The sequence below is a fragment of the Streptomyces sp. A 4/2 genome (assembly GCF_940670765.1).
Classification (GTDB): domain Bacteria; phylum Actinomycetota; class Actinomycetes; order Streptomycetales; family Streptomycetaceae; genus Streptomyces.
In genome coordinates this window covers 43,757-67,412 of record NZ_CALNVW010000035.1, presented here as the reverse complement: position 1 = coordinate 67,412, position 23,656 = coordinate 43,757, and the positions used below count along the sequence as shown (strand labels likewise).

General features: G+C 72.9%; 22 protein-coding genes and 1 riboswitch. Of the genes, 15 read left to right on the top strand and 7 right to left on the bottom strand.

Annotated elements, in window-relative coordinates:
- The first annotated feature begins 1 nt into the window (after position 1).
- Positions 2 to 757 (top strand): SDR family oxidoreductase, encoded by a 756-nt coding sequence (locus NBY69_RS26120; RefSeq protein WP_250303970.1) that lies wholly within the window; start codon positions 2 to 4, stop codon positions 755 to 757.
- Between the two features lie 23 nt (positions 758 to 780).
- Here NBY69_RS26120 and NBY69_RS26115 read toward each other — a convergent pair whose 3' ends face one another.
- Positions 781 to 1,467, bottom strand: coding sequence for a hypothetical protein (locus NBY69_RS26115; RefSeq protein ID WP_250303969.1), 687 nt, complete (start codon positions 1,465 to 1,467; stop codon positions 781 to 783).
- Between the two features lie 94 nt (positions 1,468 to 1,561).
- Between NBY69_RS26115 and NBY69_RS26110 the strand changes: the two genes are divergently transcribed.
- Genes NBY69_RS26110 through amaP form a run of 5 tightly spaced genes read left to right on the top strand, consistent with a single transcriptional unit; the run spans position 1,562 to position 3,855 of the window.
- Positions 1,562 to 2,053 (top strand): Asp23/Gls24 family envelope stress response protein, encoded by a 492-nt coding sequence (locus tag NBY69_RS26110; RefSeq protein WP_250303967.1) that lies wholly within the window; start codon positions 1,562 to 1,564, stop codon positions 2,051 to 2,053.
- A 32-nt stretch (positions 2,054 to 2,085) separates the two neighbouring features.
- Positions 2,086 to 2,277 (top strand): hypothetical protein, encoded by a 192-nt coding sequence (locus NBY69_RS26105; RefSeq protein ID WP_250303965.1) that lies wholly within the window; start codon positions 2,086 to 2,088, stop codon positions 2,275 to 2,277.
- Positions 2,274 to 2,618, top strand: coding sequence for an Asp23/Gls24 family envelope stress response protein (locus NBY69_RS26100; RefSeq protein ID WP_250303963.1), 345 nt, complete (start codon positions 2,274 to 2,276; stop codon positions 2,616 to 2,618). The genes NBY69_RS26105 and NBY69_RS26100 overlap by 4 nt, the downstream gene beginning before the upstream one ends.
- Positions 2,615 to 3,271, top strand: a complete 657-nt coding sequence (locus tag NBY69_RS26095) for a DUF6286 domain-containing protein (protein ID WP_250303961.1) — start codon at positions 2,615 to 2,617, stop codon at positions 3,269 to 3,271. Before NBY69_RS26100 ends, NBY69_RS26095 begins: the two co-directional genes overlap by 4 nt.
- A 5-nt stretch (positions 3,272 to 3,276) precedes the next feature.
- Positions 3,277 to 3,855, top strand: a complete 579-nt coding sequence (gene amaP / locus NBY69_RS26090; protein WP_250303959.1) for an alkaline shock response membrane anchor protein AmaP — start codon at positions 3,277 to 3,279, stop codon at positions 3,853 to 3,855.
- Positions 3,856 to 3,904: 49 nt separating this feature from the next.
- On the opposite strand, the gene NBY69_RS26085 is transcribed toward amaP, so the two are convergent.
- From NBY69_RS26085 to NBY69_RS26060, 6 genes are all read right to left on the bottom strand, one after another.
- Positions 3,905 to 4,696, bottom strand: a complete 792-nt coding sequence (locus NBY69_RS26085) for an enoyl-CoA hydratase/isomerase family protein (RefSeq protein ID WP_250303957.1) — start codon at positions 4,694 to 4,696, stop codon at positions 3,905 to 3,907.
- A 114-nt stretch (positions 4,697 to 4,810) separates the two neighbouring features.
- Positions 4,811 to 5,032: a helix-turn-helix domain-containing protein gene (locus tag NBY69_RS26080; protein ID WP_018518904.1), complete on the bottom strand. Its 222-nt coding sequence runs from the start codon at positions 5,030 to 5,032 to the stop codon at positions 4,811 to 4,813.
- A gap of 393 nt (positions 5,033 to 5,425) precedes the next feature.
- On the bottom strand, positions 5,426 to 7,024 hold the full coding sequence (locus NBY69_RS26075) for an ABC-F family ATP-binding cassette domain-containing protein (RefSeq protein WP_250303955.1): 1,599 nt from the start codon (positions 7,022 to 7,024) through the stop codon (positions 5,426 to 5,428).
- A 199-nt stretch (positions 7,025 to 7,223) separates the two neighbouring features.
- Positions 7,224 to 8,630, bottom strand: a complete 1,407-nt coding sequence (locus NBY69_RS26070; RefSeq protein ID WP_250303952.1) for a hypothetical protein — start codon at positions 8,628 to 8,630, stop codon at positions 7,224 to 7,226.
- 88 nt (positions 8,631 to 8,718) lie between these two features.
- On the bottom strand, positions 8,719 to 9,846 hold the full coding sequence (locus NBY69_RS26065) for a S9 family peptidase (RefSeq protein ID WP_250303951.1): 1,128 nt from the start codon (positions 9,844 to 9,846) through the stop codon (positions 8,719 to 8,721).
- 89 nt (positions 9,847 to 9,935) lie between these two features.
- Entirely contained in the window at positions 9,936 to 10,613 is a 678-nt protein-coding gene (locus tag NBY69_RS26060) for a class II aldolase/adducin family protein (RefSeq protein WP_250303948.1), read from the bottom strand.
- A gap of 162 nt (positions 10,614 to 10,775) precedes the next feature.
- Here NBY69_RS26060 and NBY69_RS26055 point away from each other — a divergent pair, with 162 nt between their 5' ends.
- The 9 genes from NBY69_RS26055 (at position 10,776) to cobI (ending at position 23,653) form a co-directional block, all read left to right on the top strand.
- Positions 10,776 to 12,011: an inorganic phosphate transporter gene (locus NBY69_RS26055; protein ID WP_250303947.1), complete on the top strand. Its 1,236-nt coding sequence runs from the start codon at positions 10,776 to 10,778 to the stop codon at positions 12,009 to 12,011.
- Between the two features lie 19 nt (positions 12,012 to 12,030).
- Complete coding sequence (locus NBY69_RS26050; protein ID WP_250303945.1) at positions 12,031 to 12,261, top strand: hypothetical protein; 231 nt, start codon at positions 12,031 to 12,033, stop codon at positions 12,259 to 12,261.
- A 139-nt stretch (positions 12,262 to 12,400) separates the two neighbouring features.
- A riboswitch (cobalamin riboswitch) is annotated at positions 12,401 to 12,542 on the top strand.
- A 114-nt stretch (positions 12,543 to 12,656) separates the two neighbouring features.
- On the top strand, positions 12,657 to 13,586 hold the full coding sequence (locus tag NBY69_RS26045) for a cobalamin biosynthesis protein (protein WP_250303942.1): 930 nt from the start codon (positions 12,657 to 12,659) through the stop codon (positions 13,584 to 13,586).
- A complete protein-coding gene (locus NBY69_RS26040) occupies positions 13,583 to 15,118 on the top strand; it encodes a cobyric acid synthase (RefSeq protein WP_250303940.1) in 1,536 nt (511 codons plus the stop codon). Before NBY69_RS26045 ends, NBY69_RS26040 begins: the two co-directional genes overlap by 4 nt.
- Entirely contained in the window at positions 15,115 to 18,807 is a 3,693-nt protein-coding gene (cobN, locus tag NBY69_RS26035) for a cobaltochelatase subunit CobN (protein ID WP_250303938.1), read from the top strand. The genes NBY69_RS26040 and cobN overlap by 4 nt, the downstream gene beginning before the upstream one ends.
- A 130-nt stretch (positions 18,808 to 18,937) precedes the next feature.
- Entirely contained in the window at positions 18,938 to 20,974 is a 2,037-nt protein-coding gene (locus NBY69_RS26030; RefSeq protein WP_250303936.1) for a putative cobaltochelatase, read from the top strand.
- Positions 20,974 to 21,570, top strand: a complete 597-nt coding sequence (gene cobO, locus NBY69_RS26025; protein ID WP_250303934.1) for a cob(I)yrinic acid a,c-diamide adenosyltransferase — start codon at positions 20,974 to 20,976, stop codon at positions 21,568 to 21,570. Before NBY69_RS26030 ends, cobO begins: the two co-directional genes overlap by 1 nt.
- Entirely contained in the window at positions 21,564 to 22,931 is a 1,368-nt protein-coding gene (locus NBY69_RS26020) for a cobyrinate a,c-diamide synthase (RefSeq protein WP_250303933.1), read from the top strand. Before cobO ends, NBY69_RS26020 begins: the two co-directional genes overlap by 7 nt.
- Positions 22,928 to 23,653 (top strand): precorrin-2 C(20)-methyltransferase, encoded by a 726-nt coding sequence (cobI, locus tag NBY69_RS26015; protein WP_250303930.1) that lies wholly within the window; start codon positions 22,928 to 22,930, stop codon positions 23,651 to 23,653. The genes NBY69_RS26020 and cobI overlap by 4 nt, the downstream gene beginning before the upstream one ends.
- Positions 23,654 to 23,656: the final 3 nt, after the last annotated feature.

The window sequence follows — 23,656 nt, the reverse complement described above, 5'->3', positions numbered from 1 at the left end:
CATGGATCTTGGACTGAAGGACCGCGTCTACATCGTCACCGGCGCCACCAGGGGACTGGGGTTCGCCTCCGCCCGGGAACTGGCGGCCGACGGCGCGAAGGTGATCGTCACGGGACGGGAGGCGGAGTCCGCGGAGGCCGCGGCGGCCGAGCTGGGCCCGAACGCGCTCGGAGTGGCCGCGGACAACAGCGACCCCGCTGCCGCCGCGCGGCTGATCGCCACGGCGCGCGAGCACTTCGGCCGCTTCGACGGAATCCTGATCAGCGTCGGCGGTCCGGCCCCCGGCTCGGCGGCCGACAACACCGACGAGCAGTGGCGTACCGCGTTCGAGACGGTCTTCCTGGGCGCGGTGCGGCTGGCCCGTACGGCGGCGGCCGAGCTCTCCGAAGGCGGAGTCATCGGCTTCGTGCTCTCCGCCTCGGTGCACGAGCCGATCGGCGGGCTGACGATCTCCAACGGCCTGCGCCCCGGCCTGGCGGGCTTCGCGAAGTCGCTCGCGGACGAACTGGGCCCGCGCGGCATCCGGGTGGTCGGGCTGCTGCCCGGCCGGATCGACACGGACCGGGTCCGGCAGCTGGACGCCCTCGGCGGCGACGCGGAGGCGGCCCGGACGCGCGGTGAGGCGGGGATTCCGCTACGGCGGTACGGGAAGCCCGGGGAGTTCGGCAGGACGGCCGCGTTCCTGCTGTCGCCGGGGGCCTCCTATCTCACCGGCGTGATGCTGCCGGTCGACGGAGGCGCCCGGCACGGTTTCTGAACACCCGCCGGAACAGGCCGCGTTCAGGGCAGTTCCACCGCGGTGACCAGTACCGTCACGGAGGGCCCGCCGTCGGCGGCGCGGGCGGCGGCGGCCCGGACGGCCGCGGCGACGTCCAGCGCCCGGTGACCCGGCGCCACGGCGATCTCGACCCGTACGTGGCCGTCCCCGCTGTGCACGGCCGCCCCCAGCGCCCCGGTGAGGTGGGCGACCCCGGGGACGGCCGCCGCGGCCTCCGCCACAGGACCGCGTACCGCTGCGGATCGCCTGTCCGGCCCAACCCGGGCCGACGGATCCCGCGGAGCGTCGAGCAGGCCGGTCACCCGCACGTCCACCTCGGTGACAGCGAGGCCGAGCAGGTCCGCGGCGGCGGCGAACAGCGCGTCACGCAGACCGTCGACCGCGGCGGGCAGCGACTCTCCCCCGGTCGTCCCCTCGGCCTCCGCCTCGATCCGCAGCGGACCCGGCGGCAGGGCGCTCGGCGGCGGCGGGACCTGCGGCACCGTGTCCGGCCCGGGGTCGGCCAGGGCGATCCGCAGCTTGCCGAGCGCCATCCCTGACACACCGTCCGCGGCCCGCCGCAGCACGGCGGCAGCGGCCTGTTCGGCGATCCACGCCCCGTCGTGGGCACCGCCCAGCGGCAGCAGCCTGCCGAGGGCGAGCCGACTGCGTACCGCCGCTGTCCAACCGTCGTCTCCGTCACCCGTCATGTCTCCACCCTGCCGCATTCCCGGCGCGGAACCGGGCAAGCGCACATAACGTGGGCACCGGAATCCGCTACCGCTCGGAAAGGGACGTACGGCGATGAGCGACACCGCACAGCAGAACCAGTCCGAGACCCCCGGGAGGGGGCAGGCCGGCCAGGAGCCCCGCAGGACCGACGTGACGAAACGTGGTGGCGGCAGCCCCGCTTCGCGCGGGCGCACCACCATCGCCGACGGTGTGGTGGAGAAGATCGCGGGCCTCGCGGCCCGTGACGTCTCCGGTGTCCACGCGATGGGCAGCGGTCTCTCGCGCACCTTCGGTGCCATGCGCGACCGGGTCCCGGGCGGTACCAAGTCCGTGTCCCGGGGGGTGAAGGCCGAGGTCGGTGAGGTCCAGACGGCTCTCGATCTGGAGATCGTCGTCGACTACGGCGTCTCGATCGCGGAGGTCGCACGCGAGGTACGCGAGTACGTCATCTCGGCCGTCGAACGGATGACGGGCCTGGAGGTGGTGGAGGTCAACATCGCGGTGAGCGATGTGAAGCTGCCCGACGAGGAGGACGACGAAGAGCCGGAGTCCCGCCTTCAGTAGGGCCCAACCCCGGTCGGTCTAAGGAGTGCAGGATGAGTATGGCTGTGGTCGGCCTGTTGGTCGGTATGGCACTTGGCTTCGCCGGCTACTTCGGCGGCTTCGGAGCCTTCCTTCTGGTTGCCGCGCTCGGCGCGGTCGGATTCGTCGCGGGCAAGTTCCTCGACGGTGACCTGGAAGCAGGCGACTTCTTCCGCGGACGCGACCACGGTGACGGGCGGCGATGACCACTCAGGTCGCGCCCGCGGAGCGCGGTTCGACACGGATCGCCGACCGGGTCGTGTCGAAGATCGCCGCGCAGGCGGCCCGGGAGGCGATCGGCGAGGTACCCGAGGGCGGCGCCGCCCCGAACGCCGCGGTCACGGTGCACGAGGCCCGTGCGCGGGTACGGGTCAGTCTGGAGCTGGCCTACCCATCAGACATCGGCGCCCAGTGCGGTGAGGTGCGCCGCCGGGTCAAGCAGCGGGTCGAGACACTGGCGGGCATGGAAGTACCCGAGGTGGCGGTACAGATCGAGCGGCTGCACTCGGAACAGACCCGTGGCGCCGATCGGGGGAGGGCCCGATGAGCGAACCCGACAACAGCACCCAGCGGCTTCCCGCCGTCGAGAAGTCGCCTTCGGCGGATCTGGAGCCGTTGTCGTCCGCAACGGCCTACCGGCCCCCCGGTTCGGGCGGCCGGGCGGGCCGTTTCTGGTCACGGCGCCGGATCCCGGCCGGACTGCTGGCACTTCTCCTGCTCGCCGCGGCCGGTGTGCTGCTCTACGACGTGTCGGCGGTACGGGCGGGACGCCCCGCGATGCACTGGCGCCGTGTGGTGGCGAACGATCTGGCGACGCGCCCCCTCGACAACATCTGGATCAAGGTCGGCGCGGGCGTCGCGATGGCGATCGGCCTGTGGCTGATCGTGCTCGCCCTCACCCCCGGACTGCGCTCGCTGCTGTCGATGCGCCGCGACAGCCCACAGGTCAAGGGCGGTCTTGAGCGGGACGCGGCGGCGCTGGTACTGCGCGACCGGGCGATGGAGGTGGCGGGTGTGCAGTCCGTACACATTCGTGTGAAGCGCTCCAGGGTCAAGGCGCGTGCGCGCTCGCACTTCCGTGAACTCGACGATGTACGGGCCGACTTGGACGCCGCGCTGGACGCGGGGATCACGGAGCTGGGGCTCGCCTCGTCGCCCGGACTCTCCGTGCGTGTCGGCCGTCCTGCCAGGAAGGGGTGACGGCGATGCTGAGGCCGGTCAACCGGGTACTGCTCTGTCTCGCCGGACTGGTGCTGCTCGCGCTCGGCGGCGCGGTGCTCGCGGCGGGGCTCAACTTCTCCGTGCCGTCCTGGTGGCCCTTCGACGGGCCCCACGACGTGCTGCTCAGCGTGGCCGACCGGGACAAGTGGCGCAAGGACGGCTGGTGGTGGCCGGTGGTCATCGCGGCGCTCGCCGTCATCGTCCTGCTCGCACTCTGGTGGCTGCTCGCCCAGCTGCGCCGTGCGCGGCTCTCCGAGGTGCTCGTGGCCAGCGGTGACGGCAACGGGGCGCGGCTCAGGGGCCGGGCCCTGGAGAACGTCCTGTCCAGTGAGGCCGAGTCACTGCGCGGCGTCGACCGGGCGACCGTCCGGCTGACGGGCCGGCGGACCGCGCCGGAGGCCCGGGTGGGTCTCGTCCTCACGGCGCACGCCCAGCCGACGGCCGCCCTGTCGCGCCTCACCACCGAGGCGCTGGAGCACGCCCGCGCATCGGCGGGCCTGGCGGAGCTGCCGGCCGAGGTCCGGCTGCGCGCGGCGAAGCACCGCGCGCAGCGGGTGGCCTGAGGGCGCTCCTCCGCCTTTCCATCCTCCGTGGCGGAGGAGCGGCGCGCGGTCAGTCGGACAGGCCCGCCAGGTCACGCAGCCTGCGGCCCTGAGCGGCGCGCTCGGCGGTGCGCTGCTCCTCGTACGTACGGTCCGAGGCGCCGAACAGCAGCGCCTTCGTCTCGATCACCGCGTCCCGGGGGGCGGCGAGCAGCGCCGCGGTCAGGTCCTGGACCGCGCTCTCCAGCTCGTCGGCGGGGACGGCGATGTTGGCGAGGCCCGTGCGGACGGCCTCTTCCGCGTGGACGAAACGGCCGGTGGCGCAGATCTCCAGCGCGCGGGCATAGCCGACGAGCCCCACCAGCGGGTGTGTGCCGGTGAGGTCGGGGACGAGTCCGAGGCTGGTCTCGCGCATAGCGAACTGCACGTCCTCGGCGACGACCCGCAGGTCACAGGCGAGGGCGAGCTGGAACCCGGCGCCGATCGCATGGCCCTGTACGGCGGCGATCGTGATCAGGTCGGTGCGGCGCCACCAGGTGAACGCCTCCTGGTACTCGGCGATGGCAGCGTCGAGCGCGGCGTCATCGCCACGTGCCAGATCGAGGAAGGACGGCTCGCCGTCGAAGCCCTCAGGCGTGAACGCCTGACGGTCCAGGCCGGCGGAGAAGGACTTGCCCTCACCACGCAGCACCACGACGCGGACAGTGCCCGGCAGCGACCGTCCCGCTTCTGTCAACGCCCGCCACAGAGCGGGAGACTGGGCGTTGCGCTTCGCGGGATTGGTCAGGGTCACCGTGGCGACCGCGTCCTCGACGGTGAGCCGTACGCCGTCCTTGTCGAGCACGTTGTCGAGCGAGGTCATGGGATCTCCGGTTCGGGTGCAGACAGTTAAGTGACTGCACAGTAACCACCATGTCGGCCTTTCGACCGGGCGGGTGGTCACCTTCGAGCCGGCGAACCCCGGACCGCGGGCCTGTCAGGCCGTAGCGGCCTTCTTGCCTCGCGTTGCTCCGCCGCGTCCTCGCAGCGTCACTCCGGACTCGCTGAGCATCCGGTGGACGAATCCGTAGGAGCGGCCGGTCTCTTCGGCCAGCGCCCGGATGCTCGCACCGGAGTCATATTTCTTCTTCAGGTCTGCCGCGAGCTTGTCGCGCGCGGCGCCGGTTACCCGGCTGCCCTTCTTCAGAGTCTCGGCCACCCGTGCCTCCTCAAGGAAGTGCGCTCTGGACTCTCATGATCACCCCTACACGGCTTCCTGGCCACCCATTCGGCAAGGTCTGTGGGACACGGATTTCTGTGGCACGCCTCACTGTCCCGGCCGGATTTCGTCATTCCGCCGACGGCCGGGGATACGCCAAACCCCCGCTGGGCGCGAAATGGCTGGTCAGCGGGGGTCGGTTGGCAAGAGGGCGGTACGGACCCGTGCGCCGCTCCGGGAGCGGGCGGCCAGGCGTGGGACACGCCGTGGTACGAGAGCGTCTCACCCAGATGAAGGATCACGGGTAGGCCGAATGATCCATCCGGAGTGGATCAGGTCGCAGCACGACCCTGCGGAACCGGCCAGGAACGGCCGGAACCGGCGGGGACGGGATCAGGCCAGTGCGATGAGGTCCGCGTAGTCCGGACCCCACAGGTCCTCGACACCGTCCGGCAGCAGGATGATCCGCTCGGGCTCCAGCGCCTGCACCGCGCCCTCGTCGTGGGTGACGAGGATGACCGCGCCCTTGTAGGTGCGCAGCGCGCCGAGGATCTCCTCGCGGCTGGCCAGGTCGAGGTTGTTGGTGGGCTCGTCGAGGAGCAGCACATTGGCCGAGGAGACGACGAGGGTGGCCAGGGCCAGCCGGGTCTTCTCACCACCGGAGAGCACGCCCGCCGGCTTGTCGACGTCGTCGCCGGAGAAGAGGAACGAGCCCAGCGTCTTGCGGACCTGGACCAGGTCGAGGTCGGGCGCCGACGAGCGCATGTTCTCCAGGACCGAACGGTCCGGGTCCAGGGTCTCGTGCTCCTGGGCGTAGTAGCCCATCTTCAGCCCGTGACCCTCGATGACCTCGCCGGTGTCGGGCTTCTCGACGCCTGCGAGCAGCTTCAGCAGCGTGGTCTTGCCCGCGCCGTTGAGGCCGAGGATGACGACGCGTGAGCCCTTGTCGATCGCGAGGTCCACGTCGGTGAAGATTTCGAGCGAGCCGTACGACTTGGACAGGCCCTCCGCCATGAGCGGGGTCTTGCCGCACGGGGCGGGGTCGGGGAAGCGCAGCTTGGCCACCTTGTCGGAGACCCGTACCGCTTCGAGACCCGCGAGCAGCCGGTCGGCGCGCTTGGCCATGTTCTGCGCGGCGACGGTCTTGGTCGCCTTGGCGCGCATCTTGTCGGCCTGCGAGTTGAGGGAAGCGGCCTTCTTCTCGGCGTTCTGGCGCTCGCGCTTGCGGCGCTTCTCGTCGGCCTCGCGCTGCTGCTGGTAGAGCTTCCAGCCCATGTTGTAGACGTCGATCTGGGTGCGGTTGGCGTCCAGGTAGAAGACCTTGTTGACGACCGTCTCGACGAGCTCGGCGTCGTGGGAGATCACGATGAAGCCGCCGCGGTAGTTCTTGAGGTAGTCACGCAGCCAGACGATGGAGTCCGCGTCGAGGTGGTTCGTCGGCTCGTCGAGGAGGAGGGTGTCGGCGTCCGAGAAGAGGATCCGGGCGAGCTCGACCCGGCGGCGCTGACCGCCCGAGAGCGTGTGGAGCGGCTGGCCGAGCACCCGGTCGGGCAGTCCGAGCGCGGCGGCGATGGTGGCGGCCTCGGCCTCGGCGGCGTACCCGCCCTTGGTGAGGAACTCCGTCTCCAGGCGCTCGTACTTCTTCATCGCCTTCTCGCGGGTCGCGCCCTGGCCGTTGGCCATGCGCTCCTCGTTCTCGCGCATCTTGCGCAGCACGGAGTCGAGGTCACGGGCGGAGAGGATGCGGTCCTTGGCGAGTACGTCGAGGTCGCCGGTGCGCGGGTCCTGCGGGAGGTAGCCGACCTCACCGGAGCGGGTGATGGTGCCCCCGGCGGGGATGCCCTCGCCCGCGAGGCACTTGGTGAGGGTGGTCTTGCCGGCGCCGTTGCGGCCGACGAGGCCGATGCGGTCGCCCTTGGCGACACGGAAGGAGGCGGACTCGATGAGGACTCGGGCGCCGGCGCGCAGCTCGATGCCGGAAGCGGTGATCACGGAAAAACTCCAGGGCGGTATGGACGGCGGAAGGGCAGGCGGAGGGGTTCCTTCGACGCCGGCTAATGCACAAGGAGAAATGCCATGTGGCCCAGTCTAACGGTGCCGTGCAACCACTCTGTCGCCGCGGCCGGTTTAGACCAGCCGGTACATGGGGGGCGGCCCGGTGCGCGTACTGCCGCGCACCGGGCCGCCGGGCTCAGACGCCGCCGGTGTGCACCTGGAACGCGGCCCTGCGCACGGCCTTGGCCAGCGCGGGGTCGGGGTGCGCGGCGGCCAGGGCCACCAGCACCTGCACGGTCCGCGGATGGCCCACCGCCCGTACCTCTTCGAGCAGCGCGGGGACGGTGCCCTGCACGGCCGATTCGAGGTGCCGGACCAGCAGGGGGCTCTCGCCGTGGTCGGCCACGGCCGCCGCGGTGTCCACCCACAACCAGGTCGCTTCCTCACGGGTGAGCGCGTCGTGGGCGTCCTCGGGGTCCGCTCCCTCGTACTCGGCCAGCCAGAGCACGGCGTACGGGCGGAGCGAGGTCTCCCCGGCCGCTCCGCGTACCGCCGCCTCCGCGGGGGCGCCGACGACGCGCAGCGCCTCGAAGGCGAGACCGCGCAGCAGCGCGTCCTCGCCACGGGCGACGCCGAGCAGTTCGGTGACGGCGCTGCCGACGGTGCGGGCGGCCAGCCAGGCGCGGTACTCGGCGCGGGCCGGGCCCGGGGTCAGCTGGGCGCAGCCACGCAGCATGTCGTCGGCGGGCTGTTCGATGTTGCCCGCCGGGCTCTGCGCCGCGACGCAGATCTGTTCCAGCTTGACCCAGACCGCCCAGTTGCCCAGCGGGGTGAGCGTCGCCTGGCCGGGTGCCAGGGTCAGTGCGCCCACGGCGGCCAGGCCCTGGAGGGCCCAGTCGAGGAGAGCGGGGAGCAGTGCGGCCGAGGACGGCGTCGCGGGCTGCTGCTGCGGGCCGTAGGGCACCTCGCAGCGTTCGTCGTGGAGCTCGGCGACCCGCTGCTGGAGCAGGTCGAGCAGGGCGGGCACGGTCACCGGGCCGGCGGAGAGCTGGAGCAGTGACAGCACCTGCGGTATGGCCTCGACGACCTCGGCCACGGCGGTCGGCGCGACGTCCGCGGCGGCCGGGTGGACGATCGACCAGGCGTCGAAGAGCGCCACCCAGCCGCGCAGCACCGCGATGTCGTCGCCGTCCCAGGCGCGTAGCCGCCAGCCGGGGCGTGCGGTGTCCCCGTGCAGTTCGACGAGTCCGGCGAGCCGGGCGCGGTCCCAGCCCGCACGTACCTCTTCAGGCGTCAGTGCCAGTGTGCGTACGGCCTGTTCGGCAGCCGGCGCGGAGAGGGCACCGGCCTGTACGAACGGGGGCTCCCCCGGCCGGTCGGAACCGAGGGCGTGGGGAAGGACGGCCCCGGCCCAGCGGGCGATCCGTACGGCGTCGGCGAGCAGTGCCCTGGCCTGGCGGGCCAGCTCCGCCGGGGCGGGAGTCCCCTCCGGCGGGCGCGGGGTGGGGCGGATTGGCCGGTTGCTCACGACACGGCGGGCCGTGACCAGAGGCCGGGGGCGGACGAGTCGGAGTCTGGAGTCGCGCGGGTTACGGGACGTCACGGGGAGCAGTCTTGCCTCTGACGGGCCGAAAGCCCAAACGGAACCCCTCGTTACAGGTTGACGGAGGGCGTACGCCGGTCTCCCGCCGCTACATCAGCGGGGTCAGGAAGCGCCGCAGGGCTTCCTCGTATCCGGCCGGGTCCGCATTCCACATGGCCCCGTGCGGGGCGTCGGCGACGGTGCGCATCTCGACCAGATCGGGCCGCATCGCGGCGAGTTCGCGGGAGCGCTGCCAGGACGCCAGCCGGTCGTCGGGGCCGTGGAAGATCAGTGTGGGCACGTGCAGGGCCCGGGGGTCGGCGGCGGACCGGAGCCGGTCGCCGTCCAGGCCGGTGCGCCCCTGGGCGGCCCGTACCGCGAGCGGCAGCAGGGCGGCCGGGGTGCGCCGGGCCGAGGCCAGCGCGCGCAGCGTGGCCTCCCAGTCGAGGACCGGGGAGTCGAGCACCAGTCCGCTGATGCGGTCGCGCAGGGCCGAGCGGGCCGCCGCGTGCAGGGCCATGGAGGCGCCGGTGGACCAGCCGTGCAGGATGACGTGCCTGGCTCCGTGGCCGACGGCGTACCGGATGGCCGCGTCGAGGTCGCGCCACTCCGTCTCGCCGAGGTGCCCGAGTCCGTCCGGGGAGGCGGGTGCGCCGGGGTCGCCCCGGTAGGAGATGTCGAGGACCGGGAACTGCAGGTGGTGCAGGAAGCCCAGCACGTTCATGGGGTGTTCCCTGGTGGCCCCGAGGCCGTGCACGGTGATCACCCAGGTGGGGCGGGGGCCCGGCACGAACCAGGCGGGTGAGGCGCCGAGTTCGCCGGGGATCTCCACGTCGGTGCAGTCGATGCCGAGGGCGGAGCGGGGGTCCCCGGCGTACACCTGCGGGGTGAGCCGCACCTTGGTTCCGGGGGCGAGCGAGCCGTGACCGATCCGCTCCAGGCGGCGGACGACGGTGTCGGCGGTGTGCGGCGCCCGGTCCAGGACGGGACCGACGACCGCCTGGACGTCCGGGCCCGCCAGGCCGTACATACCGGGGCGCAGCGAGGCCAGGCACCGGGTCAGGGTGACCTGGCCGGGCGCCGTGGCGTGCACGGAGAGCCGGGGTTCGTCGGGCAGTGGGCGGCCCCGGCGCGCCTTGAGGGCGGCGTCGCCGGCGAGCCGGCCGGCTGCGACCGCAGCCGCGCCGACGCCGATCAGGGTGGTGACGGCCGTTGCCGTCGCGGTAGCCGGGCGCACGCCTCAAGTGTCCGGCTCGGTGGGCCGGGCTGCCAGCGGGCGGGAGCAAACGGGGCCGGACCCAACGGTGGCGGGGCGGCCCCGGCCCGTCATTGCTGGCCGTAACCGCGGAGCTTCTCGCTCACGGCGGAGAGTTCGGCGGGCGACAGCAGGGTGGGGGTGCGGCCGGGCAGTGCGGACGCGGTGAGCCAGAGCCGGCACATCCACTCCAGCTGGGCGGTGCGGTCGTAGGCCTGGTCGAGGGAGGTCCCGTAGGTGACCGTGCCGTGGTTCTGCAGCAGGCAGCCGGTGCGGTCGGTGAGCGCGACGAGCATGTTCCCGGCCAGTTCGTCCGATCCGTACAGCGCGTACGGGGCGACCCGCACCGGGCCGCCCAGCGCCGCGGCCATGTAGTGGATCACCGGCAGTTCGGTCACCAGGGTGGAGACGGCCGTCGCGTGGACGGCGTGGGTGTGGACCACGGCGGTGGCTCCGGTGCCGCGGTGGATCGCGAGGTGCAGGGGCAGTTCGCTGGTCGGTTTCAGCTCGCCCAGGACCTGGCGGCCCTCCAGGTCCACGGCAACCGTGTCCTCGGGGCCGAGCCGGTCGTACGGAACCCCGCTGGGGGTGACGAGGACCAGGTCGCCGCAGCGGACCGAGACGTTGCCCGAGGTGCCGACGACCAGGCCTTCCGCCGCCGTTCTGCGGGCGGTGGCCACGACGTCGTGCCAGGCGCGGGCGACCGGGTCGTTCTCCTGCGATGGGGGGCCTGCCGTCGGGTCGGTCATCCGGCGATGATGCCAGCCGCCCGCGGACGGCGGTAGGAGCGGCGGCAAGCGGAAGGAGAGCGCCCGTTCGGAGTCACCACAGCGCCTGCCCCAGTTCACCTTCCGTTCATCCAGGTTGCCTACGTTCGTCTCGTCAATGACCTCGAACGATTGCCCAGGTAAATGGAACACTTGACCCTGCTCCTTGGGATCGTGATCATTACCGCTCTCGTGTTCGACTTCACGAACGGTTTCCACGACACGGCCAACGCGATGGCGACGACCATCTCGACCGGCGCTCTCCGGCCGAAGACCGCGGTGGCCATGTCCGCCGTACTCAACCTCGTCGGAGCATTCCTGTCCGTGGAGGTCGCCAAGACGATCTCCGGCGGGATCATCAACGAACAGGGCATCACCACAGAGGTGATCTTCGCGGCGCTCGTCGGCGCCATCCTCTGGAATCTGCTGACCTGGCTGCTCGGCCTGCCGTCCAGCTCCTCCCACGCGCTCTTCGGCGGACTCATCGGCGCCACGCTGATGTCGGTCGGCTCCTCCGGTGTCAACGGCGATGTCGTCGTCACCAAGGTGCTGCTGCCCGCGGTCGCCGCACCCGTCGTCGCCGGCATCGCCTCGGTGCTCGCCACCAAGCTGACGTACCGGATCGGCCGCCGTACGGACGAGAAGGCCACCGCCAAGGGCTACCGGGCCGGCCAGATCGCCTCCGCCGGACTGGTCTCCCTCGCCCACGGCACCAACGACGCGCAGAAGACCATGGGTGTCATCACCCTCGCCCTGGTCACCGGCAACGTCATCGCCCCGGGCTCGAACCCTCCGCTGTGGGTCATCGTCTCCGCGGGCACGGCCATCGCACTCGGTACGTACCTCGGCGGCTGGCGCATCATCCGCACCATGGGCAAGGGGCTCACCGAACTCAGGCCGCAGCAGGGCTTCGCCGCCCAGACCGGCGCCGCGACCGTGATCCTGGCCTCCTCGCACCTCGGTTTCTCCCTCTCCACCACCCAGGTCTGCTCGGGCGCCGTGCTGGGCGCGGGCGTCGGCCGCAAGGGCGGGGTGGTCCGCTGGTCCACCGCGACCCGGATGGCCGTCGCCTGGTGCCTGACGCTTCCCGCGGCGGCCGTGGTCGGCGCGGGCGCCGAGTACCTGACCCGCAACGGCCCCTGGGGCGTCGCCGCCGTGGCCGCCCTGCTGATCGCGGGCTCGGGTGTCATCTGGTCGCTCTCCCGCCGCCAGCCGGTCGACCAGCACAGCGTCACCCCCGACGAGCCCGCGGGTGTGGTGACCACCGCCATCGCGGCCGTCGCCCCTCCCCCGGCCGGACTGTCCGCCGACGAACTCAGGGCCACCATCCCCGCACCGGGGGGCGCCGCACCGGAGCCCAGCCGACCGGCCACGGTCTGAAGCAGAAGGACACCGCAGCATGAACATCGACTGGGCAGCTCTCGGCACCGTCTTCGGCGTCAGCCTCGTGGCGACCGTCGGACTCGTGGGCCTGTTCACCCTCGGCATCGTGGGCCTCGCCGGGAAGCCCGCGCAGGAGACGGGCTCCACCGGCCGGGGCCCGGCGCTCGCCGCGCGCACCGGCGCGTACGCCTGCTTCGCTCTCTGCGCGGCGGCAGTGGCGTACGGGATCTATCTGATCGTCGCCTGACCGCCCCGCACCCCCGTCCCCCGGCTCCACTCCCCGTTCCACCCGAACCGCCCTCCGACCGGCCTTCCACGGCCCGCCGGGGGGCGGTTCGTGTGGGGCTCAGCACACTGCCTCCTTGCAGGTCAAGGGGGAGTTGACGGGTGTTCGCGGGGCGTGGTGGACTGCCGGAGCCAATACGGCGGCAAAAGAGGAAGCCCGGTGCGAATCCGGCGCGGTCCCGCCACTGTCATCGGGGGTCACCCCCCGGGAGCCAGGAACTCTCACCGCCGATCACGTCGAACCAGGGCGCGGACACCCTGAGTGAGGACATATCGCCATGCGCGGCTGCCTGCTGCCCGATGCTGTGAGTACTACCGGTACGAAGGTTTTCCGAGGCGTATCGGCCTGCTGACCCGATGCGTGCCGAGCGTGTATTCGTGTACGGCGCCACCACCGGCCTCGTAGCAGACCTGATCGTCGGCGATCCGCGGCGCGGACACCCGGTGGCCGCCTTCGGACGGGCCGCGGCTGCCGTGGAGCGCCGGCTGTGGCGCGACCACCGCGGACGCGGGGCGCTGCACACCGTGGTGTGCGCCGGAGGCGTGGTGGGCGCCGCCCTGCTGGCCCGGCGTGCCGTGCGCGGCCGGGCCGCCGCGGGCATCGCCCTGACCGCCGTCACCACCTGGGCCGTCGTCGGCGGTACCTCGCTGGGCCGGGAGGCGCGGGCGGTCGGCGACGCGCTGGCCTCGGGCGACCTCGAAGCGGCCAGGGAGCGGCTGCCGCATCTGTGCGGGCGTGATCCGCAGGCGCTCGACGGACAGCAGATGGCCCGCGCGGTCGTCGAGTCCGTCGCCGAGAACACCTCCGACGCCGTGGTGGGCGCGCTGGTGTGGGGGGCGCTGGCCGGGGTGCCCGGTCTGGCCGGGTTCCGGGCGGTGAACACCCTGGACGCAATGGTCGGCCACCGCTCGCCCCGGTATCTGCGGTACGGCTGGGCCTCGGCCCGGCTCGACGACGTGGCGGGCCGGCCGGGAGCCCTGCTGACCGCTGTCCTCGCGACGCTGGCCGGCCCGGACCCGCGCGGTGCCGTGCGGGCCTGGCGCGCCGACGCGGCGAAACACCCCAGCCCCAACGCCGGTCCGGTGGAGGCCTCGTTCGCGGGGGCGCTGGGCGTACGGCTCGGCGGCACCCTCTCGTACGGCGGCCGGGTCGAGCACCGGGCCGTGCTCAACGGCGGCGGCCGGCCCGTCGGCGTGGACGACATCGAGCGCGCGGTACGGCTGTCCCGGCGGGTCTCCGTACTGGCGCTCGCGACGGCTCTCCTGGTGAGGAAGGTGCGCGGATGAGTGGCGGACTGCTGGTCGCCGGAACCACGTCGGATGCCGGGAAGAGCGTGGTCACGGCCGGGATCTGCCGGTGGCTGGTGCGCCGGGGGGTGAAGGTCGCGCCCTTCAAGGCGCAGAACATGTCGCTGAATTCGTTCGTCACCCGCGAGGGCGCGGAGATCGGCCGGGCGCAGGCGATGCAGGCGCAGGCGGCGCGGGTGGAACCCACCGCGCTGATGAACCCGGTGCTCCTCAAGCCGGGGAGCGACCGGTCGAGCCAGGTCGTGCTGCTGGGCAGACCGGTGGGCGAGATGAGCGCCCGCGGGTTCTTCGGCGACGCGTCCGGCGGGAAATCCGCGTACGGCGGGGGGCGGGAAGCCCTGCTGGGCACCGTCACGGACTGTCTGGCACAACTTCGGGGCACGTATGACGCGGTGATCTGTGAGGGGGCCGGCAGTCCTGCCGAGATCAATCTGCGCCGGACGGACATCGTCAACATGGGCATCGCGCGGGCCGCGCGGTTCCCGGTGGTGGTGGTGGGCGACATCGACCGCGGTGGCGTCTTCGCCTCCTTCTTCGGCACGACCGCGCTGCTCAGCGCCGAGGACCAGGAGCTGATAGCCGGGTACATCGTCAACAAGTTCCGCGGCGACGTGTCCCTCCTGCGCCCCGGCATCGACATGCTGCAGGGGCTCACCGGGCGGCGTACGTACGGGGTGCTCCCGTTCGCGCACGGCCTCGGCATCGACGAGGAGGACGGGCTGCACGTCTCGATGCGGGGCGCCGTACGGGAGTCGGCCGTCGCCGAGCCGTACGGACCGGACGTCCTGCGGGTCGCCGTGTGCGCCGTACCGCTGATGTCCAACTTCACCGATGTCGACGCGCTGGCCGCCGAGCCCGGGGTCGTCGTGCGGTTCGTGGACCGGGCCGAGGAGCTCGTCGACGCGGACCTGGTGATCGTGCCGGGCACCCGTGGCACCGTGCGGGCGCTGGAGTGGCTGCGCGAGCGCGGGCTCGCGGCGGCGCTGGCCCGGCGGGCGGCGGAAGGCCGTCCCGTGCTGGGCATCTGCGGCGGTTTCCAGCTGCTCGGCGAGCACATCGAGGACGAGATCGAATCGCGCGCCGGGTCGGTGGACGGGCTCGGGCTGCTGCCCGTGCGCGTACGGTTCGCCGCCGAGAAGACCCTGGCGCGGCCCGTCGGCGAGGCCCTCGGCGAGCGCGTCGAGGGGTACGAGATCCATCACGGCGTCGCCGACGTGACCGACGGCGTCCCCTTCCTGGACGGCTGCCGGGTCGGCTCCGTCTGGGGCACCCACTGGCACGGCTCGCTGGAGAGCGACGGCTTCCGCCGCGCGTTCCTGCGCGAGGTCGCGAGCGCGGCGGGCCGCCGCTTCGTCCCGGCGCCCGACACCAGCTTCGGCATGCTCCGGGAGGAGCAGCTCGACCGGCTCGGCGACCTCATCGAAGAACACGCGGACACCGACCGGCTTCTCGCGCTCATCGAATCGGGCGCACCGTCAGGACTTCCCTTCATCGCACCTGGAGCGCCATGAGCACCGTGCTGTTGCTGTCCACCGCCGATACGGACCTGCTGGCGGCCCGAGCCTCCGACGCGCCGTACCGGACCGGGAATCCGACCCGGGTCGACGCCGCCACCGAGCTGCCCGCGCTGATCGACGGCGCCTCGGTGGCCGTCGTACGGCTGCTGGGCGGCAGACGCGCCTGGGAGGACGGTCTCGATGTGCTGCGCGCTTCGGGGATACCCACCGTGCTGCTCGGCGGCGAGTCCGTGCCGGACGCGGAGCTGATGGCCGAGTCCACCCTGCACGCGGGCGCCGTGGCCGAGGCGCTCCAGTACCTCGTCGAGGGCGGGCCGGGGAACCTCACGGAGCTGGCCACGTTCCTGACCGAGGACGTGCTGCCCGCGGCCAGCGTCCGCGCCGGGGAGGAGCGGGCCAGGCGCAGCGCCGAACCCCGGAAGATGCCGGAGTGGGGGCTGCACGGCGACCGCGCGTGGGTGGACGGCAGGCCGTCCGTCGGGGTGCTCTTCTACCGGGCGCACGAGCTGTCGGGCAACACCTCCTTCGTGGACGTGCTGTGCGACCGGATCGAGGAGCGGGGCGCCAACGCCCTCCCGGTGTACTGCGGTTCGCTACGGAGCGCCGACGCCGGGCTGTACGAGCTGCTCGGCCGGGCCGACGCGCTGGTCGCGACCGTGCTCGCCGCAGGCGGTACCCGTGCGTCCGACGCGTCGGCGGGCGGGGACGACGAGGCCTGGGACATCGGGGCGCTGGCCGATCTGAACGTGCCGGTCCTCCAGGGACTGTGCCTGACGTCGTCGCGCGCCGTCTGGGAGGCGTCGGACGCCGCCGTCTCCCCCATGGACGCGGCGATGCAGGTGGCGATCCCGGAGTTCGACGGCCGGCTGATCACGGTCCCGTTCTCCTTCAAGGAGCAGGGCGAGGGCGATGTGCCGGTGTACGTCGCCGACCCCGAGCGGGCCGCGCGGGTCGCCGGAATCGCCGTACGGCACGCGCAGTTGAAGCACAAGCCGAACCCGGACAAGAAGCTCGCCGTCGTCTTCACCGCGTACCCGACGAAGCACTCACGGGTCGGCAACGCGGTGGGCCTGGACACCCCCGCCTCGGCGATCCGGGTGCTCGACGCGCTGCGCGACGCCGGGTACGCGGTCGACGGCCACCCGGACAACGGCGACGAGCTGATCCACCGCCTCATCAACGCCGGTGGCCACGACGTGGAATGGCTCACCGAGGAGCAGCTGGCAGCGGCGCCCGCGCGGGTGCCGCTCGCCGACTACCGGCGGTGGTTCGACAAGCTGGAGCCAGGCATCCGCGACAGCATGCTGGAGCACTGGGGCGAGCCGCCGGGCGAGCTGTACGTCGACGGGGACGACATCGTGCTGGCGTCCCTGCAGTTCGGCAACGTGGTGGTGATGATCCAGCCGCCGCGCGGCTTCGGCGAGAACCCGATCGCGATCTACCACGACCCGGACATGCCGCCGTCGCACCACTACATGGCGGCGTACCGCTGGCTGGAGACCGCCGCTTCGGAGGGCGGCTTCGGCGCGGACGCGATCGTCCACATGGGCAAGCACGGCACCATGGAGTGGCTGCCCGGCAAGGGCCTCGGGCTCTCCGCGGAGTGCGGCCCCGACGCGGTGCTCGGCGAACTGCCGCTGATCTACCCGTTCATCGTCAACGACCCGGGCGAGGGCACCCAGGCCAAGCGGCGGGGCCATGCGACGGTGGTGGACCATCTGGTGCCGCCGATGGCGCGCGCCGACACCTACGGGGACCTGGCCAAGCTGGAGCAGCTGCTCGACGAGTACGCGATGGTCAGCGATCTCGACCCGGCGAAGGCGCCGACCGTGCGGGCGCAGATCTGGACGCTGGTGAAGGCGGCCGAGCTCCACCACGACCTGCATCTCGACGAGCAGCCGGACGACGACGACTTCGACTCGTTCGTGATGCATGTCGACGGCTATCTCTGCGAGATCAAGGATGTGCAGATCCGCGACGGTCTGCACATCCTGGGTGGCGGTCCCGAGTCCGAGGCCCGGGTCAATCTGGTGCTGGCGGTCCTGCGGGCGTCACAGGTCTGGGGCGGTACGGCGCACGCGCTGCCGGGTCTGCGGGCGGCGCTCGCCGAGCACTTCGGGCTGGCGGAGAAGGAGCTGCTGGGCGAGCCGGGCGCCGCGGTGAAGGTGCCCGCCGAGCTGACCGCGCTGGTGGAGGGTCCGGCCAGGACCGGGGCCGACGCGATCGACCTGCTGGAGCAGGTGTGCCGACGGCTCGCCGAGGGCATGGAGGCGCGCGGCTGGGACCCGGCGGCCGTCCCGGCCCTGGTCGGCGAGGTGCTGGGCACCGGACTCCCGTCGGCCGTGGCCGTGCTGGCGTTCGCCTGCGACGAGGTGGTGCCCCGGCTGGCGCGGACGACCGACGAGATCGGCAACATCCTGCTGGCCCTGAACGGCGGCTTCGTCCCGGCCGGTCCGTCCGGATCGCCGACCCGCGGTCTGGTCAACGTGCTGCCGACCGGCCGCAACTTCTACTCCGTCGACCCGAAGGCGATCCCGTCCAGGCTGTCCTGGGACGTCGGGCAGGCGCTGGCGGACTCGCTGATCGCCCGCTACCTCCAGGACACCGGCGACTACCCGAAGTCGGTGGGCCTGACGGTCTGGGGCACGTCGGCGATGCGCACCCAGGGCGACGACATCGCCGAGATCCTGGCGCTGCTGGGCTGCCGCCCGGTCTGGGACGACGCGTCGCGCCGGGTGACCGGGTTCGAGATCGTGCCCGCCGAGGAGCTGGGGCGGCCCCGGATCGATGTCACGGTCCGGATCTCCGGGTTCTTCCGGGACGCGTTCCCCCATGTGGTGGGGCTGATCGACGACGCGGTACGCGCGGTGGCGGAGCTGGACGAACCGGCCGGGGCCAACTACGTACGGGCGCACGCGGACGAGGACACCGCCGAACACGGCGACCGGCGGCGGGCCACGGCCCGCATCTTCGGCTCGAAGCCGGGCGCGTACGGAGCGGGGCTGCTGCCGCTGATCGACGCCCGCAACTGGCGGTCCGACGCGGACCTGGCCGAGGTGTACGCGGTCTGGGGCGGTTACGCGTACGGGCGCGGGCTCGACGGGCGGGCGGCGCGCGGGGACATGGAGACGGCGTTCCGGCGGATCGCGGTGGCGGCGAAAAATGTCGACACCCGTGAGCACGACCTGATGGACGCCGACGACTACTTCCAGTACCACGGCGGCATGGTGGCCATGGTCCGGCATCTGACCGGCGAGAGCCCCGAGGCGTACGTCGGCGACAGCGCCACGCCGGACCAGGTGAAGACGCGGACCCTCGGCGAGGAGACGCACCGGGTCTTCCGCGCGCGGGTGGTGAACCCGCGCTGGATGGCGGCCATGCGGCGGCACGGCTACAAGGGCGCCTTCGAGATGGCCGCGACCGTGGACTACCTCTTCGGGTACGACGCCACGGCGGGGGTCGTCGACGACTGGATGTACGAGAAGCTGTCGGCCGAGTACGTGTTCGACCCGGAGAACCGGGAGTTCATGCAGAAGTCCAACCCCTGGGCGCTGCGCGGGATTTCGGAGCGGTTGCTGGAGGCGGCCGAGCGCGGGCTGTGGGCGGAGCCGGACGCCGGGACGCTGGAGCGGCTGCGGGCGACGTACCTGGAGCTCGAAGGCGATCTGGAGGGGGACGAGTGAGCGGGCGTCGCGTGGCGCCCGCGGCGGGCGTTCTCCCCCGGCCCGCCCCTTCCCTGAACCGGGGCTCCGCCCCGGACCCCGCTCCTCAATCGCCGGAGGGGCTTGGTTGCTCCCTCGTCAAGGAGGTCTTGTGAGTACGCCGTACCCCTTCACCGCCATCGTCGGACAGGACGATCTGCGGCTCGGGCTGTTGCTCAACGCCGTCTCCCCCGCCGTCGGCGGGGTGCTGGTGCGCGGCGAGAAGGGCACCGCGAAGTCCACCGCCGTGCGCGCGCTGGCCGCGCTCGTGCCGGAGGTGTCCGTCGTCCCCGGGTGCCGGTTCTCCTGCGACCCGGCGTCGCCCGATCCGGCGTGCCCGGACGGCCCGCACGAGACCGGGCCCGGCGTGTCGCGGGCCGCGCGGACCGTGGAGCTGCCCGTCGGCGCGTCCGAGGACCGGCTCGTCGGCGCCCTCGACATCGAGCGGGCGCTCGCCGAGGGCGTGAAGGCCTTCGAGCCGGGGCTGCTCGCCGACGCGCACCGCGGGATCCTGTACGTGGACGAGGTCAATCTCCTCCACGACCACCTGGTCGACCTCCTGCTGGACGCCGCCGCGATGGGCGCCTCGTACGTCGAGCGCGAGGGAGTGTCCGTACGGCATGCCGCGCGGTTCCTGCTCGTCGGGACGATGAACCCCGAAGAGGGCGAACTGCGGCCTCAGTTGCTCGACCGGTTCGGGCTGACCGTGGAGGTCGCGGCCTCCCGTGAGACCGATCTGCGGGTCGAGGTGGTGCGACGGCGGCTCGCGTACGACGACGACCCGGCCGGGTTCGCCGCCCGGTGGGCCGACGAGGAGGGCGCGTTGCGGGCTCGGATCACGGCCGCGCGTGCGCTGCTGCCCGAAGTGCGCCTCGGGGACGGGGCGTTGCGGCAGATCGCGGCCACCTGTGCGGCGTTCGAGGTCGACGGGATGCGCGCGGACATCGTGATGGCGCGGACGGCCACCGCGCTGGCCGCCTGGGCGGGCCGGACGGATGTCCTGGCCGAGGACGTACGGCAGGCCGCCCTGCTCGCGCTCCCCCACCGGCGGCGGCGCAATCCCTTCGACGCGCCGGGGCTGGACGAGGACAAGCTCGACGACACGCTGGAGCAGAACAGCGGCGAGGACGGCGATCCGGACCCGGACGGCCCCGGTGGCGGCGGCCGGCCCCCGCAGGGCGACGGGCCCGGCACGCCGCCGCAGCCGGAGGGCGAGTCGGGCGACACGTCCGCACCGTCCGTGCCCGAGCAGGGACAGGGGCAGGACCGGGAGCAGGAACCGGGACGGGCGCAGTCCTCCGGTGGCGGTGAGCAGCAGCCCGTGGGCGCCGCCGAGCCGTTCCGTACGAAGATGCTGAGCGTGCCCGGACTGGGCGAGGGCGCGGCCGGGCGCCGGTCCCGGGCGCGGACCGAGCACGGCAGGACGACCGGGGCCCGGCGGCCTCAAGGGGCGCTCACCAAGCTGCACCTGGCGGCGACGGTGCAGGCCGCCGCGCCGCACCAGCGGGCCCGTGGGCGGTCCGGCCGCGGGCTGGTGCTGCGCCGGGACGATCTGCGGCAGGCCACGCGGGAGGGGCGGGAGGGGAACCTCGTGCTGTTCGTGGTGGACGCCTCCGGGTCGATGGCCGCCCGGCAGCGGATGAGCGCGGTGAAGGGCGCGGTGCTCTCGCTGCTGCTCGACGCCTACCAGCGGCGGGACAAGGTGGGGCTGGTGACCTTCCGCGGCAAGGAGGCCGACGTCGCGCTGCCGCCCACGTCGTCCGTGGACGCGGCGGCGGCCCGCCTGGAGACGCTGCCGACCGGGGGCCGGACCCCGGTGGCCGCCGGGCTGCTCAAGGCCCATGACGTCCTGCGGGTGGAGCGGATGCGGGATCCCTCGCGCCGGCCGCTGCTGGTGGTCGTCACGGACGGGCGCGCCACCGGCGGACCCGAGCCGGTGGCGCTGGCCGCCCGTGCCGCACGGCTGCACGAGGCGACGGGTATCGCGTCCGTCGTCGTGGACTGCGAGTCGGGTCCGGTACGGCTGGGGCTCGCCGGGGATCTCGCACGTCATCTCGGCGGCAGCGCCGTGACGTTGGACGAGTTGCGGGCCGAGAGCATCGCCGGGCTCGTGAAGGACGTACAGACCAGTTCGAGGAGTGCCGCGTAATGCCGCAGGGACAGCCGACCACGGTGCCCGACGACGGGCTCACCACCCGGCAGCGGCGCAACCGGCCGCTGACCGTGGTGCACACGGGTGTGGGCAAGGGGAAGTCGACCGCGGCCTTCGGGCTCGCGCTGCGCGGCTGGAATCAGGGCTGGCCGATCGGGGTCTTCCAGTTCGTGAAGTCGGCGAAGTGGAAGGTCGGCGAGGAGCGCGCGCTGCGGGTGCTCGGTGCCAGCGGCGAGGGCGGGACGGTCGCCTGGCACAAGATGGGCGAGGGCTGGTCCTGGGTCCAGCGGTCCATCGAGGACAGCGAGGAAGCGGCCCGGGAGGGCTGGGAGCAGGTCAAGCGCGATCTGGCCGCGGAGACGTACCAGCTGTACGTGCTGGACGAGTTCGCGTACCCCATGCACTGGGGCTGGGTGGACACCGACGAGGTGGTCTCCGTGCTGCGTGACCGGCCGGGGACCCAGCACGTCGTGATCACCGGGCGCAACGCCCCCGAAGCACTGGTCGGGTTCGCCGATCTGGTCACCGACATGTCCAAGGTCAAGCATCCGATGGACGCGGGGCAGAAGGGCCAGCGGGGCATCGAGTGGTAGCAAGAATCGTCATCGCGGCGCCCGCTTCGGGCAGCGGCAAGACCACGGTCGCCACGGGGCTGATGGCCGCGTTCGCGGAGCGTGGGCTCGTGGTGTCGCCGCACAAGGCCGGGCCGGACTACATCGACCCGGGGTACCACGCGCTCGCCACCGGGCGTCCGGGCCGCAATCTCGACGCGTACCTCTGCGGTACGGAGCTGATCGCGCCGCTCTTCGCGCACGGCGCGGCGGGCGCGGATCTCGCCGTGGTCGAAGGCGTGATGGGGCTGTACGACGGCGCCGCCGGGCAGGGTGAACTGGCGTCGACGGCCCAGGTCGCGAAGGTGCTGCGGGCACCGGTGGTGCTGGTCGTGGACGCGTCGTCGCAGTCGCGGTCGGTGGCCGCGCTGGTGCACGGCTTCGCCTCCTGGGACCCGGAGGTGCGCATCGGCGGGGTGATCCTCAACAAGGTGGGCTCGGCGCGGCACGAGGCGATGCTGCGGGAGGCGCTGGACGAGTCGGGGGTACCGGTGCTCGGTGCCCTGCGGCGCGCCGGGCAGGTGGAGACGCCGTCCCGCCACCTGGGGCTGGTCCCGGTCGCGGAGCGGCGGCCCGATGCGGTGGCCGCGGTCGCCGCGCTGGCCGCGCAGGTGCGTGCGGGGTGCGACCTGGAGGCGCTGCTGGCGCTGGCGCGCAGTGCGCCGTCGCCGGTCGCGGACGCGTGGGACCCGGTGGGCGCCCTCGGGGAGCCGCGGGCGTCGGCCGGGCCCGTGGGCCGGGCCCGCCCGGTGGTCGCCGTCGCCGGTGGGTCCGCCTTCACGTTCTCGTACGCCGAGCACGCGGAGCTCCTCACCGCGGCGGGCGCGGAGGTCGTCCCCTTCGACCCGCTGCACGACGAGCGGCTCCCGGAGGGCACCCGCGGGCTGGTCATCGGCGGGGGCTTCCCCGAGGTGTACGCCCCCGAGCTGTCCGCCAACGAGCCGCTCCGCAGGGCCGTGTCCGAGCTGGCGCGCTCCGGCGCGCCCGTGGCCGCCGAGTGCGCCGGGCTGCTGTATCTCGCGCGCTCTCTGGACGGACGGCCGATGTGCGGGGTGCTGGACGCGGAGGCGCGTATGTCGGAGAAGCTCACGCTCGGCTACCGCGACGCGGTGGCCGTCTCGGACAGTTCGCTCGCGCGGGCCGGGACCCGGCTGCGCGGCCACGAGTTCCACCGCACGGTGCTGGAGCCGGGCGCCGGTGCTTCGCCCGCCTGGGGTGTGCACCAGCCGGAGCGCCGCGTCGAGGGGTTCGTACAGCGGGGTGTGCACGCGAGCTATCTGCACACGCACTGGGCGGCGCAGCCCACCATCGCCCGGAGATTCACGGAGAGGTGCACGGAATGAGCAAGCTGATCGGGGTCGGGGTCGGACCCGGCGATCCGGAACTGGTGACCGTCAAGGGAGTCCGCGCCCTGCGGGAGGCCGATGTCGTCGTCGTCCCGGTGATGGACACGGGTGAGCGGGGCCGCGCCGAGGCCACCGTGCTGCACTACGTCGGCGCGGACAAGGTCGTACGGGTCGTGTTCGCGCTCAACGAGCGCACCGACCGGGGGCGCCGCGAGGCCGCCTGGGACGCCGCGGGGCAGCGGGTCGCCGAGCTGCTCGCCGCGCACGGGACGGTCGCCTTCGCGACGATCGGCGACCCCAATGTGTACTCGACGTTCACCTACCTCGCGCAGACCGTCGCCGTGCCGGGGCTGGTCGTCGAGACGGTGCCCGGGATCACCGCCATGCAGGATCTGGCCGCGCGCAGCGGGGCCGTCCTCACCGAGGGCACGGAGCCGCTGACGCTGGTCCCGGTGACCGCCGGGGCCGCTGTGCTCAAGGAGGCGCTGGAGGGACCGGGGACGGTCGTGGCGTACAAGTTCGGGCGGCTGGCAGCCGAGGTGGCGACCGCGCTGCGGGAGTCCGGACGGACCGAGGACGCGGTGTGGGGTTCGGCGCTCGGGCTGCCCGGGGAATCGATCCGGCCCGCGAGCGAACTCGGCGCCGGGGACGCCCTGCCGTACCTCTCCACCCTCATCGCGCCCGCCCGGCGTGACGGTGTGCGGGGCGGCAAGCTGTGACAC